Genomic DNA, 13960 nt, shown 5'->3' on the forward strand with positions numbered 1-13960 from the left:
ATTGACGTGTTGCGATAAGGGCAGCGGCGACTACCAGGCCCAACTGGCACTCGTCTGGCGCATCATCGGCGATCGTTGAATCTTTGCAATGCTTCGGCGCGCCCCGCAGCCGGTCAAAAACCCGTCATGGCCTGCACCACAAGGCGTTCCCACAGCTTAGCGGCCGACGTTGCGACTAATTGACTAGTCCATGTGGATCGGCGCATGCGGGTCCGCAAATCGTGCTCGCCGTCGCGCTCGGCCGAGGTGACGGCCGACGCGTGGTGGCCGTACAGTCGGACGCTCCCCCAGCGACGGAGTCCGCCATGCACGACCACCCTCCGCGCGATGGCGCGCACGCGCTGCAGGCACCGGCGCACCTGGACGCGTTCTGGATGCCGTTCACCGCCAACCGCCAGTTCAAGGCGCGCCCTCGCCTGCTGGCCTCCGCTGCCGGCATGTACTACCGCGATGTCGACGGCCGCCAGATCCTGGACGGCACCGCCGGGCTATGGTGCTGCAATGCCGGCCACGCCCGCGAGCGCATCGTGGCGGCGATCCGTGAGCAGGCCGGCACGCTGGATTTCGCGCCGACCTTCCAGATGGGTTCACCGCTGCCGTTCGTGCTGGCGCAGCGGCTGGCCGCGATCGCACCGCCCGGCCTGGGCCATGTGTTCTTCACCAACTCCGGCTCGGAGGCGGTCGATAGCGCGATGAAGATCGTGCTGGCCTACCACCGCCTGCGCGGCGAGGGCCAGCGCACCCGCTTCATCGGGCGCGAGAAGGCCTATCACGGGGTCGGCTTTGGCGGCATGTCGATCGGCGGGCTGCCCAACAACCGCAAATGGTTCGGCCCCCTGCTGGCCGGCACCGACCATCTGCGGCATACGCTGGATCTGCAACGCAATGCCTACACGCGCGGGCTGCCGGCGCACGGCGCCGAACTGGCCGACGATCTGGAACGCCTGATCACCCTGCACGACGCCTCGACCATTGCGGCGGTCTTCGTCGAGCCGGTATCCGGCTCGGCCGGAGTGATCCTGCCGCCGGAAGGTTATCTGCAGCGGCTGCGCGCTATCTGCGACCGCCACGGCATCGTGCTGGTGTTCGACGAGGTCATCACCGGCTTCGGCCGGGTCGGCGAGGCGTTCGCGGCGCAACGCTTCGGCGTCACGCCGGACCTGATCACCGCCGCCAAGGGGCTGACCAGCGGTAGCGTGCCGATGGGCGCGGTCCTGGTGGCCGATGCGATCCACGCGGCCTTCATGCAGGGGCCGCAGAACGCGATCGAGCTCTTCCACGGCTACACCTATTCCGGCCATCCGCTGGCCTGCGCCGCGGCCATCGCCGCGCTGGACACCTACGCCGAAGAACACCTGTTCGACCGCGCGATCACGCTGGGCCCGCAATGGGAAGACGCGCTGCACAGCCTGCGCGGGCTGCCGCACGTCATCGACATCCGCAACATCGGCCTGATCGGCGCGATCGAGCTGGCGCCACGCGACGGCGCGCCCGGCGCACGCGGCTACGAGGTGTTCGAACGCTGCTTCCACGACGGCGGCCTGCTGGTGCGCGTCACCGGCGATGTCATCGCGCTGTCACCACCACTGATCGTCACCCCTGAGCAGATCGGGCAGATGGTCGAAACGCTGGCGAAGATCCTGCGCAGCACCGCCTGACGACGAGCGACACAGGCGCCCGCGCGTAACGCCCGCACGCGGCGCGGTCAAGCGCGCAAAGCCGGGGCAGGCTCACTACAATGCCGGCCCCGCACTTCCCCGCAGTTGCCGCATGAACATCGTTGTCAAAGAAGAACTCAAGGCCTACATCGACCCGCTGACGCCCGACGAGCACGAGGCGCTGGAACGCAGCCTGCTGGCCGAGGGCTGCCGCGATGCGCTGGTGCTGTGGGGCGACGTGCTGGTGGATGGCCACAACCGCTACGGCATCTGCCAGAAGCACGACCTGCCGTTCCAGACCGTGCAGAACCCGCGCTTCCAGTCGATGCAGGACGTGCAGCTGTGGATGATCGAGCAGCACCTGGGCCGGCGCAGCGTGTCGGACTTCCAGCGTGGCGTGCTGGCACTGCGCAAGCGCGAGATCCTGGCCGCGCGCCAGCGCAGCCAGCGCGACGCCGACGCCGCTGCCGAAGCGCCGGCGGTTGCCGACATTGAGCAGCCGGCCACCGGCGTCGACCACGACGCCACGCCGGCGGCCACGGACAACGACAGCCCGCCGTGGGAAGAGACCTCCACCCCGGTCAGCCGCGCCGAGCTGGCGCGCGAGGCCCGCCTGAGCAACAACCAGGTGGTGATGATCGAGCGCATCCACAAGCAGGCCGCCCCGGAAGTGGTGCAGGCGGTCAAGGCCGGCGAGATTTCGATCAGCGCCGCCGCTGCCGTGGCCACCTTGTCCGAGGACGAACAGCGCGCCGCCGCGCAGGCCGGCAAGGCCGAGCTCAAACAGGCTGCCAAGCGCGTACGCGACGCCAAGCGCAAACCCAAGCCCGACGAGGCCGAAGGCGGCGAAGCCGAACGCCGCGACATGAAAGCCCTGCAACGCCGCGTCACCGAACTGGAAAACGAAAACGCCGCGCTGCAGGCCAAGGTGACCGCGCTGCAATCGCAGCTGGAGCGCCTGCGCGGCTAGGTGCCGGACGGTGCATCACCGTAGGAGCGCACCCGGGCGCGACATGGCATTCCCGGTAACCCCATCGCGCTCAGGCGCGCTCCTAAAGAACCGGTCAGCCGCCACCGCGATCGCCGCAACCACTCGTAGGAGCGCACCCGGGCGCGACGCGGCTCTCCCGGTAACGCCGTCGCGCTCAGGCGCGCTCCTACCGCGCCGTCACGCCCGGCTGTGGACATGCCGTGCTCCGGCGACTGGGTACACTGCGCAAATGGAACCAAGCGTTAGCACTCCCCGCCCCGTCGATCCCCGTCGTGCCCAGCTGCAGCGCATGAAGCTGTTGGCGGTGGCCCTGCTGCTGGCCATGTTCGCCGGCTTCGTCGTCAGCCACCTGATGGGCGAACAAGGCGTCTGGGCCTGGGTCTCGGCCTTCTGCGAAGCGGCCACGGTCGGCGCACTGGCCGACTGGTTCGCGGTAGTGGCCTTGTTCCGGCGGCCGATGGGCCTGCCGATTCCGCACACCGCCATCCTGCCCCGCGGCAAGGACCGTCTGGCCGACGGCCTGGCGGTATTCGTGCGCGACCAGTTCCTCGCCCCCGAGGCGTTGATGGACAAACTGCGCGTGTTCGACCCGGCCAGCCGCCTCGGCGAATGGCTGGCCAAACCCGAACAGGCGCGCATGCTCGCGCAGATGGCGCGCAGCTGGATGCTGCAGGCGCTGGAACTGCTGGACGAGGCCGCGGTGCGCCGCGCGATCCAGCGCTTCGTGGTCGACCGTCTGCGCAAATGGAATGCCGCCGCCACCGTCGGCGATGTGATGGCACTGCTCACCACCGACGGCCGGCATCAGAAATTGCTGGACGAGGTGCTGCTGCGCCTGGGCGAGTGGCTGGATCAGGAGCAGGTCAAGACGCGCGCCTCGGCCTTAATCGTGCGCTACGCGCGGCGCGAGTGGCCCAAGCTGGTCGGCACGGTGAACTGGGTCAAGCCGATCGAGGAGATCGGCGACAGCCTGGCCGACCGCATGGCGCGGGCGGCGATCGAGGAGTTGCAGGACATCCTGAAGACCCCCGAGCACCCGATCAGGCTCGACTACGAAGCGTGGCTGCAACGCTACATCGCGCGCCTGCGCGACGAGCCGGCAATGGCCGAGCGCGTGGAGGAGCTCAAGCAACGCGTGATCGAACATCCGGCCTTGCAGGACTACGTGCAAGGCCTGTGGGGCGAGATCCGCGATGCACTGCGCAACGACCTGGCGCGTGAAGAATCGTCGATGGCCGCGCACATGGAGCGCTCCATGCAATCGCTCGGCCAGGCCTTGTCGCAGGATCCCTCGCTGCGCGAAGCGCTCAACCAGCACATGTTGCAGGCCGCCGACAAACTCACCACGCGTCTGCGCGCATCGGTGACCGACCATATCGCGTCGACGATGAAAAGTTGGGACGAACGTCACCTCGTCGAACAATTGGAATTGGGTGTCGGACGCGATCTGCAATACATTCGGTTCAATGGAACGTTGGTGGGCGGACTGATCGGGCTTGCCCTTCACGCATTATCGATCTGGCTGGCGTTCTGATGCATTGGCAATGACGTTGATCGCCCACCGGAAGCACGTGCGGACGCCGGGGAGTTTGCACGGGTTCTGATGATCGTCAGGCGCCACCACGAGACCGACCTCGCCGTCGGCCAGCACACCGGGCACGCAACAGGCAAGGCAAAGGAACAGAAATGCCGAATGGCCGCTGGGATCTGCGCAGAAAATACGGGCGCCGCGCATCGATCGGTGCCCTGCTGATTCTCGCCACAGGTCTGATTGCCGCCATTCTCGCCGGCCTGTCGCTACAGCGACATAACGAGCTCGAGCGCGAGCAGCGTTTCAACTATGTCGTGCGCACGCTGACACGCAACATCAGCGAGCGCATGTATACCTTCGAACACGGGTTGCGCGGCGCACGCGGTGCCTTGATCGGCGCCGGCAAGGATGTCATCAGTCGCGACCGCTTCACCTTGTACAGCCGCTCGCGCGATTACACGCGCGAGTTCCCCGGCGTACTGGGTTACGGCTACATCCATCGCGTCGCGCCCGCCGACGAAGAGGCCTTCCTGCAGGCCGCACGCGCGGACGGTGCACCGGACATCAAGCGCCGGCCGCTGGCGCCCTGGGACGGCGAGCGTTACATCGTGCTGTATTTCGAACCGGAGTCCTCGGGCAACCGTCCGATCGGTCTGGACATCGCCTCCGATCCGCGTCGACGCGCGGCGGCACTGCAGGCCGCACGCAGCGGCGTGCCGATCATGACCTCGCCGATCTCGCTGTCCGGTTATCGCATTCCCAGCGAGAGCGGATTCCTGGTGCTGCTGGCGGTCTATCGCGAGGGCATGCCGCTGCAGACGCCGCAACAGCGCATGGCCGCGACCAGCGGCTGGGTCTACGCGCCCTTCAGCGTCGAACAGATGGTGGAAAGCACCCTGGGCGAGCGTGACGACGTGGCGCTGGATCTGTCCGACCGCAACGAGCCCACTCACAACTTCTTTCGCAGCGGCACGCCGTCCAGCGACAGCGCGCGTCGCCCGCCGGTGATCCAGCAGCTGCAGATCTATGGCCGCACCTGGATCATCACCGCCCACCCCACCGCCAGCTTCCTGGCCTCGCTCAACCAGACCTCGCCATGGCTGACCGGCGGCCTGGTGCTGGGCGTGTCGGTGCTGCTGGCGGCATTGCTGGTGCTGTATTTCAGCAACGGCCTGCGGCGCGAGGAAGTGCTGCGCAAACAGATGGAGCTGGCGGCACTGGTCAGCCATTCCAGCGAGGCCATCGTTGCCGAAACCCCGGACGGACACATCACCCACTGGAATCCCGCTGCCGAAGCGATGTTCGGCTACAGCGCGGACGAGGCGATCGGCCAGAACCTGACGATGCTGCTGTCGCCGCAGCCATATGCGATCCCCGACATCGAGCACGCCGACGAGCACCATTCGGTCGATACCTCGGCCGCACTGAGCATGCGCCATCGCGATGGGCATCTGGTCCATGTGCTGGCCAGCAAGGCCCCGATCATCGAACGCGATGCCACCTTGAGCGGGCACTCGCATTTCTTCCGCGACATCTCCGAGCGGGTGCGTTCGCATCAGCGCATCGTCGACCTGAATGCATCGCTCGAACACCAGGTCGCCGAACGCACCAGCGAGTTGATGAAGTTCTCCGCGCTGCACCGGGCGATCCTGGCACACGCCGGCTTTGCCATCATCGCCACCGACTCCGGCGGCTTTGTCACGCTGTTCAATCGCGCCGCGGAAAAACTGCTGGGCTACAACGCCGACGAGGTGATCGGCCGCCGCAAGGCCGGCCAGTTCATCGAGCAGGAGGAACTGCAGGAGCGCGCGCACCTGCTCTCCGAGCAGACCGGCGCGCCGGTGGCGCATACGCTGGAGGCAATCGCCGCGCTGACCAGCCTGGGCCGCAGCGACACCAGCGAATGGACCTACGTCAGCCACGAAGGCCGCCGCCTGCCGGTGCTGCTGACCCTGAGCACCCTGCGCGACGATAACGACCAGGTGATCGGTTACCTGGGCATGGCGGTGGACCTGACCGAGCAGAAACTGCACGAGAAACAACTGCGCCTGGCGATGGATGCGGCCAAGAGCGCCAACCAGTCCAAGTCCGATTTCCTGGCCAACATGAGCCACGAGATCCGCACGCCGATGAACGCGATCCTGGGCATGCTGTACCTGCTCCAGCGCAGCGAACTGCCCGGTGCGGCGCAGGACATGGTGACCAAGATCGACCGCTCCGCGCGCTCGCTGCTGGAGATCATCAACGACATCCTGGACTTCTCCAAGATCGAGGCCGGGCGCATCGATCTGGAACGCGCACCGTTCGACCTCAATCAACTGTTCGACAACATCGCCGACCTGATGCGTTCCTCGCTCAGCACCAAACCGGTGGAGATGATCGTCGAACCGCTGCCGCGCGACTGCCGCTGGTTGCTCGGCGATGCGCTGCGCATCAACCAGGTGCTGGTCAACCTGGTCGGCAACGCGATCAAGTTCACCGAGCAGGGCGAAGTGGTGCTGTCGGTGCGGCGCTTCCCCAGCGGCGATCCGAACAAGCTCAAGCTGCTGTTCTCGGTGCGCGACACCGGCATCGGCATTTCCAAGGAAAAGCAGAGTCTGATCTTCTCGCCGTTCCTGCAGGCCGATACCTCCACCAGCCGGCGCTACGGCGGCAGCGGCCTGGGCCTGACCATCAGCCGGCGCCTGATCGAATTGATGGGCGGCGAGCTGGAAGTGGAAAGCGTGCCCGGCCGCGGCAGCGAGTTCTACTTCGTGGTGACGCTGGAAAAATCCGCCCCGCCGCTGGCGCAGCGCGACCTGCCGGCGCTGCCGCCGGAAGCGATGCCGCGGGTGTTGATCGCCGACGACCACGATGCGGCACTCAACAACCTGGTGCGCATCGCCAGCGAACTCGGCTGGCGCGTGGATGCGGTCGCCAGCGGCCAGGCCGCCCTGCAGGCGATCGAGCAGGCCAGCGAGCCCTACGACATCTTCCTGCTCGACTGGCGCATGCCCGATATCGACGGCGTGGCGATCGCGCGGCAGATCCGCGCACGCGCCGTGCCCGGCCCGCATCCGGTGATCGTCATGGTCACCGCCTACGAGCGCCGGCTGCTGGAGCAGCATCCCGAGCAACAGGACCTGGATGCGGTGATGACCAAGCCGGTGACCAGCGCGGCGCTGCACCGGCTGGTGGAGCAACTGGTCCACGAACGCCCCGGCGCGCGGCCGGTGGCGCCCACCTTCGTGGCGCGTCGGCTGGAAGGCGCGCATCTGCTGCTGGTGGACGACAGCGAAATCAACTGCGAAGTGGCGCAGCGCATTCTCGAAGGCGAAGGCGCCATGGTCACGGTCGCCCACGACGGCGAACAGGCCATCAACACGCTGCGGCGTGCGCCGGAGCTGTTCCAGCTGGTGTTGATGGACGTGCAGATGCCGGTGGTCGATGGCTATGAAGCCACGCGGCGGCTGCGGCAGATCCCCGCGCTGGCCAGCCTGCCGGTGATCGCGCTGACTGCCGGCGCCTTTCGCCCACAACAGGAGAAAGCGCTGGAAGCGGGCATGAACGGTTTCATCGCCAAGCCGTTCAATGTGGAGGAACTGGTCACCGCCATCCGCCACTTCCTGCAACCGGGTGTACGGCGCATCCCGTCGCTGCCGCACGAGGCCGCTGTGCAGGGCGGCCCCGAGTGGGAACACGCCGACCCGGAGGTGCTGGATGCGGCGCGTGCACGCAGCCTGTGGCGCGAGCGTGAACCGTACGAGCGCTATCTGCTCAAACTGCTGCGCGACAACCCCGACCCGGCCGAGGCCGCAGCCGAGCATCTGCGCCGCAACGAGCTGCCGGCGATCGGTGCGCTGGCGCACAAGCTGCGCGGCGCCGCCGGGTCGCTGGCGTTGCCGGCCCTGGCCGGTGCCGCCAGCGACCTGGAAACCCGCATCGAGCAGGGCCACGACATCACCTCGGCACTGCTCGCACTCAAGGACACCATGCAGCGTACCGCCGCGGCGATCCATGCCTTCCTGCAACACGGCGAAAGCGACGCGGAAGCAGGCGATGACGATGCCGCGCTGGACGCGGACAGCGTGCAGATCCTGGAAGCGGCCCTGGGCAGCGACGATGCCGACAGGATCGACCACGCGCTGCTGATCTGCGCGCCGCATCTGCCGCGCAACCTGCAGGAAGCACTGCAGCGTGCGGTGGAAGATTTCGACTTCCGTCGCGCCGAGGCCACATTGCGCGACTGGCAAGCCACTCACCTGCGCTGACCGCTCACCACGCCGGTGGCAAGGAGCCTCCATGCCGCATCGTCCCCTGCTGTGTGTCGACGATGAATCCAGCAACCTGGCCACCCTGCGCCAGCTGCTGCGCGACGATTTTCCGCTGGTGTTCGCCAAGTCCGGCGGCGAAGCGCTGGAGGCGGTGCTCCGCCACACGCCGGCGTTGATCCTGCTGGATGTCGAGCTGCCCGACATGGACGGCTATGCGGTGGCGCGCACGCTCAAGCAGCAGCCCGCCAGCACGGCCATCCCGATCCTGTTCGTGACCTCGCGCAGCAGCGAGCACGACGAACGTACCGGACTGGAAGCGGGCGCGGCCGATTACGTCAGCAAGCCCTACTCGCCCGCCCTGCTCAAGGCGCGCATCGCCACCCAGTTGAAGCTGGCCGAAAGCGCGCGCCTGGCGCAGCACTATCGCGATGCGATCCATCTGCTCGGTACCGCCGGGCAAGGCCAGGATGCCGACACCGGCGCGCATATCTGGCGCATGGCCGCCTATGCGCAGGTGCTGGCCGAGCAGGTCGGCTGGCCGGCGCAACGGGCGCAGCTGCTGCAGGATGCCGCGCCCCTACACGACGCCGGCAAGATCGCGGTGCCCGGCAACATCCTGCACAAGCCCGGTGCATTGGACGAACACGAACGCACCGTGGTGCGCCAGCACCCGCAGGTCGGCCACGACCTGCTGCGGCACGGGCGCGGGCCGGTGTTTCAGCTGGCTGCGGAAATCGCGCTGCATCACCACGAATGCTGGGACGGCAGCGGCTATCCCAACGGCCTGGCCGGCGAGGCCATTCCCGAATCGGCGCGCATCGTGGCGGTGGCCGACGTGTTCGACGCGCTGTGCGGGCGGCGCGCCTACAAGGCGCCGTGGACGGTGGACGATGCGATGCGCAAGCTCGACAGCATGGCAGGCAAGCAACTGGAACCGCGCCTGGTGCAGCAATTTCGCGAGGCGTTGCCGCAGGTCCTGCAGATCATGGATGCCTGGGATAGCGCGGCGCCGGGGACCTGAAGAGCCGGGAATCGGGAATCGGGAATTGGGATTGGGAATTGGGATTGGGAATTGGGAATTGGGAATTGGGATTGGGGATTGGGGATTGGGGAATCGGGAATCGAAGAGCGGGGAGCGCGGGACGGGCTGATCAGTTTCTGGGCCGATCGGGTGAGTTGGCACAAGGCATTCGCGCCCGTCTTTCGGGGCGTACGGCTCTCTCAGGTGGGCTGGTGGTGTTATCGGCCCTGTGATGCGTACGCAGTGTTGCCTGGCGCGTGCTTGAACACCGCTTCGCACGGGCGGACAATAGCCATGTTGCGCCGCACAACACCGTGCGACGCGGGCCGGTCCGATCGCCATCTGCGCGCCACCGATGCGGCCCCGCAACCGAGAGTCCGATGTCCTCCAGCGTGTCCGAGGCCGGCGTCACGCCGCCGCGTTATCCCGATTACCGCATCATCTCGCTGATCCTGGCCTGCGCCATCTTCATGGAGCAGATGGACGCCACCGTGCTGGCGACCGCGCTGCCGACCCTGGCGCGCGATTTCGGCGTTGCCGCGCCGGCGATGAGCATCGCCATGACCAGCTACCTGCTGGCGCTGGCGGTGCTGATCCCGGCCAGCGGCGCGATCGCCGACCGCTTCGGCCTGCGCCGCGTGTTCGGCGCATCGATCTGGGTGTTCGTCGGCGGCTCGATCCTGTGTTCGCTGGCTGACAGCCTGCCCACCATGGTCGCCGCGCGCGTACTGCAAGGCGCCGGCGGCGCAATGATGGCCCCGCTCGGCCGGCTGATCCTGCTGCGCACGGTGGAGCGCCGTCACCTGGTGTCGGCCATGGCCTGGACGCTGGTGCCGGCCTTCATCGGCCCGATGCTGGGCCCGCCGCTGGGTGGATTTTTCGTCTCGTATCTGGACTGGCGCTGGATCTTCTACATCAACGTGCCGATCGGCATTGCCGGCTTTTTGCTGGTGCGCCGTTTCATTCCGGAAATTCCCACCGAATCGGCGCCGGCACGTTTCGACCTGCGCGGTTTCGTGCTGTGCGGCACCGCGTTGGGCTGCCTGCTGTTCGGCCTGGAAATGGTCAGCCAGCAGGACGGCATCGGTACCGCGAGCTGGCTGCTGGCCATCGGCGGCAGCGCTGCGCTGGGATATCTGTGGCATGCACGCCACCACCCCGCTCCGCTGCTGGACCTGAGCCTGCTGCGGATCGATTCGTTCCGCTTGTCGGTGATCGGCGGTGCGCTGATGCGCATTACCCAGGGCGCGCATCCATTCCTGCTGCCGCTGCTGTTCCAGATCGGCTTCGGCATGAGTGCTGCACACAGCGGGCGCCTGATCCTGGCCACCGCGCTCGGTGCACTGCTGATGCGCAGCATCACCCCGCAGTTGCTGCGCCGCTTCGGCTATCGCAACAGCCTGATCGGCAACGGTGTGCTCGCCAGCCTGGGCTACATGGTGTGTGCGTTGTTCCGGCCCGACTGGCCGCCGGCGCTGATGTTCGGCCTGCTGCTGTGCTGCGGCGCCTTCATGTCGTTCCAGTTCGCCGCCTACAACACCATCGCCTACGAAAATGTGCCCGCATCGCGCATGAGCCGCGCCAGCAGCCTGTACACCACCTTGCAGCAACTGATGCTTTCGGTCGGCGTATGCGCCGGCGCAATGATCCTCAAGCTGGCGATGCTGGCCGGCGATCACACCCAGCCTGCGCAACGCGATTTTTCGCTGGCGTTCTGCGTGGTCAGCCTGATTTCGCTCAGCGCCACCTGGTGGCATGTGCGTTTCGACAAGGATGCCGGGCAGGAAATGAGCGGGCACCGGGCTTCGAGCGGCTGACCGCACGGCTGCGTAGCCGGCGCAGCTACATAGCCGTGACTGGAATCGGCGTGCACCGCCCCGGCAACTGCGGTTTCCATGCGACACCCACATCCAGTTGCCAACTGCTCGCACCGCTTGGTTGGCCAGTCTTGCAACGTGTCATATCCGCCAACTCGCATAACAGCACCTCACAGGTGCCGTCATGCCTGCCATCATCGCGCCTTGTCGTTTTGCCGCGACGCGGCCTCGGCACGCGTCACCAGCAGGAACGCCAGCGGAAAGCCGATCTCGATCGCGACTGCCGCGAAGATGCCGGCGTTGACATGCCCGGCCACCCACTCCGCCACGCCCAGCACTGCCAGCAACAGGCACGCGGTGACGAAGCCCGCAACCACGGCACGGCGCCCTGGCGACGGTGGCGCCGTTCGCACCAGCAGCAGCATGACGCCGATGGCCGCATACAGCGGTGCGGCGCGTCGGCCGAGCACGCCCAGCGCGTCGCTGTCGAAGACCACACCCCAATTGGCCAGCATGGCCGCAGGCGCCAGCAGCCAGGCAGCGCCCAACGCGAAGAACGACAACGCCGACAGCGTGGCCAGGTAGCGAAATGCCCGCGATGCAGTCGGCGCGCTCATGCGTTCACCTCCACGACGGTGCGCCCCTGCACCTTCCGCGCCTCGCCGCCAGAGTGGGGCTGATGCAATCCGCGGCCGCTGGTCAGCACCCGGTCTGCAACCGCAATGCCGGCATCGCGGGACGCTTCGACCACACCGGCAGGATCGACGCCAGGAATCAGCGGAAGATGGCGAATGACCGGGCCACCTCCGCTCATCGCCACCATCATCGCGTGGTGGTCGTTGCCGGTCGAATACTCGACAGCAACCCTCACCTCGCCCGGCATCAACGCATCTTCGTTGAACCGGACCAGCCTGTTAACCACCGGCTCGCGGGTCTGTACGCTAAGCACTGCATTGAAGGTCATTGCCTTCTCCTGTTGGGGGTAAGGCCGCGCGCTACTGCGTCACCACCGACGCATCGGTAACGGCATGCGCACTGCAGTCGCTGCAGTGGTTTGTCGGCCGGGCTTATCCGGCGTGGGATGGCGTCGTGGTCTCGGGTGGCGTCTTCGCATCGAGCTGCAGATTCTTGCGAATCAACGCCTGGAACACGCCTGCCGGCGCAAACCGCCGCAAGAACTGCAGCTGTCCGGCGATCTTGCCCGCGGTGTAGCGCACCTTGGGCTGCTGCGCGCGCGCCGCCTTCACCACCACGTCCGCCACGACAGAGGGCTCGTCCGCGCTTGCCATTGCCTGCGCCACCACCTGGCCGACCTGGGTGCGCACCTGACGGTAGTTTTCCAGCGGCGCATCCGGGGCGAGAGTGTTCGCCTCGAACTGGGTTTTGGTGTAGGCCGGCTCGATTACCGTGACCCGGATTCCGTAGCTGCGCAGCTCGTGGTCCACCGCTTCGGAGTAACCCTCCACCGCGTGCTTGCTGGCCGCGTACAGCGCCGCATACGGCGTGGGCACCAGCCCGATGATCGAGCCGATGTTGATGATGCGGCCACTGCCCTGGCGGCGCATGTGCGGCACCACTGCGCGCGTCATGCGCACGACACCGAGGAAGTTGGTGTCGAGGATGGCCTTGGCCTGCTCGATCGAGCTTTCCTCCGCAGCGGCAGGAGACACACCGAAACCGGCGTTATTGACCAGCAGGTCGATGCGCCCTTCCCGTCGCAGCAGTTCCTGGATCGCGGCGTCGACCGATTCGTCGCTGGTCACATCCAGCGCCAGCAGCGTGAAGGCGCGCTGCCCGGACTGCGCGCCTCGACGGCTGGTGCCGTACACCGTATAGCCGGCGGCAGCCAGCGCGTTGGCAGTTGCTTCGCCGATGCCGGAGGAGGCGCCGGTCACCAGCGCAACAGGGGGTTTGCTTGTCATTGGAATTCCTTGAGTGCAGTGAGTGACAGGGCGGCAGTCGGTTGACGATCGCGCCGCGACTGGGATGCGATGGCTTGGCTAAAAACGCAGTTTTACCGGTGAAACCTCGGCCACGTGTGTGGCGGATGCACGCCTGTCGGTTAGTTGGATGCCTGCAACGACGACAGGATCTGGTCGCGACACACCGCGATGATTTCGTCGGCCAGTGGCGAATCGTTCGGGCACGACCGCGACAGCACGATGGCGCCGATGGCGTGCGCCATCATGTCCAGGTTGCTGGCGCGCTCCGCTGCTGCCTCGGCGGTGCCGGGCGCAGCGCCGCTGCGGTCGAGCGAGGCCAACAGGTTTTCGACCCCGGTGGCGAACGCCTCGCGCACTTCCTCCGGCTGGCGCGCGGCATCGGCGCCCAGCGCCGCCATCGTGCAACCGGTGGCAAGGCTGTCGCGATGTCCGCGCGACAGATAGAAGTTCACGAAATCCGCCTTGTCCACGTGCTCGGTCTGCGCGGCGATGTTGGCCAGCCCGCAGGCCGCCGATTCAGCCATCAGATCCGCCTTGGAGCGGAACTGCTTGTAGAAGCCGCCGTGGGTGAACCCTGCGGCGGCCATCAGATCGGCGATGCCAATCCCTTCGTAACCACGCTCGCGAAACAGCACCGAGGCGGTCTCGACGACGCGCGCCCGGTTTGCCTGCGCCTGTGCCTTGGTCACTTTCATCGTTGGGACACTCCGTGCTTGTGCGGGACTGGTGAGAGCGGCAGCTTACTT

General features: G+C 66.9%; 10 protein-coding genes. 6 read left to right on the plus strand and 4 right to left on the minus strand.

Annotated elements, in window-relative coordinates; all coding sequences use genetic code 11:
* Positions 1-305: 305 nt before the first annotated feature.
* The 6 genes from ABQ039_RS11460 to ABQ039_RS11485 all read left to right on the plus strand — a co-directional run bounded on the left by ABQ039_RS11460 (position 306) and on the right by ABQ039_RS11485 (position 11271).
* Positions 306-1658 (plus strand): aspartate aminotransferase family protein, encoded by a 1353-nt coding sequence (locus ABQ039_RS11460; protein WP_349777735.1) that lies wholly within the window; start codon positions 306-308, stop codon positions 1656-1658.
* Positions 1659-1770: 112 nt separating this feature from the next.
* Entirely contained in the window at positions 1771-2628 is an 858-nt protein-coding gene (locus ABQ039_RS11465) for a plasmid replication/partition related protein (RefSeq protein ID WP_184431357.1), read from the plus strand.
* A 250-nt stretch (positions 2629-2878) separates the two neighbouring features.
* Positions 2879-4183, plus strand: a complete 1305-nt coding sequence (locus ABQ039_RS11470; protein WP_024940197.1) for a DUF445 domain-containing protein — start codon at positions 2879-2881, stop codon at positions 4181-4183.
* Between the two features lie 152 nt (positions 4184-4335).
* Positions 4336-8430: a CHASE domain-containing protein gene (locus ABQ039_RS11475; protein WP_349777734.1), complete on the plus strand. Its 4095-nt coding sequence runs from the start codon at positions 4336-4338 to the stop codon at positions 8428-8430.
* A 31-nt stretch (positions 8431-8461) separates the two neighbouring features.
* A complete protein-coding gene (locus tag ABQ039_RS11480; protein WP_046343123.1) occupies positions 8462-9454 on the plus strand; it encodes an HD-GYP domain-containing protein in 993 nt (330 codons plus the stop codon).
* 380 nt (positions 9455-9834) lie between these two features.
* Entirely contained in the window at positions 9835-11271 is a 1437-nt protein-coding gene (locus ABQ039_RS11485; RefSeq protein ID WP_054593009.1) for a DHA2 family efflux MFS transporter permease subunit, read from the plus strand.
* A 194-nt stretch (positions 11272-11465) separates the two neighbouring features.
* Here the strand turns inward: ABQ039_RS11485 and ABQ039_RS11490 are convergent, their stop codons facing one another.
* The 4 genes from ABQ039_RS11490 to ABQ039_RS11505 form a co-directional block, all read right to left on the minus strand.
* Complete coding sequence (locus tag ABQ039_RS11490) at positions 11466-11888, minus strand: hypothetical protein (protein WP_349777733.1); 423 nt, start codon at positions 11886-11888, stop codon at positions 11466-11468.
* On the minus strand, positions 11885-12235 hold the full coding sequence (locus ABQ039_RS11495) for an alcohol dehydrogenase catalytic domain-containing protein (protein WP_349777732.1): 351 nt from the start codon (positions 12233-12235) through the stop codon (positions 11885-11887). Before ABQ039_RS11495 ends, ABQ039_RS11490 begins: the two co-directional genes overlap by 4 nt.
* A gap of 103 nt (positions 12236-12338) precedes the next feature.
* On the minus strand, positions 12339-13193 hold the full coding sequence (locus tag ABQ039_RS11500; protein ID WP_022559377.1) for an oxidoreductase: 855 nt from the start codon (positions 13191-13193) through the stop codon (positions 12339-12341).
* A 140-nt stretch (positions 13194-13333) separates the two neighbouring features.
* Positions 13334-13909: a TetR/AcrR family transcriptional regulator gene (locus ABQ039_RS11505; RefSeq protein ID WP_104568316.1), complete on the minus strand. Its 576-nt coding sequence runs from the start codon at positions 13907-13909 to the stop codon at positions 13334-13336.
* Positions 13910-13960: the final 51 nt, after the last annotated feature.

It is taken from the genome of Xanthomonas sp. WHRI 6108 (genome assembly GCF_040202385.2).
In the GTDB taxonomy this organism is placed as follows: Bacteria; Pseudomonadota; Gammaproteobacteria; order Xanthomonadales; family Xanthomonadaceae; genus Xanthomonas; species Xanthomonas arboricola.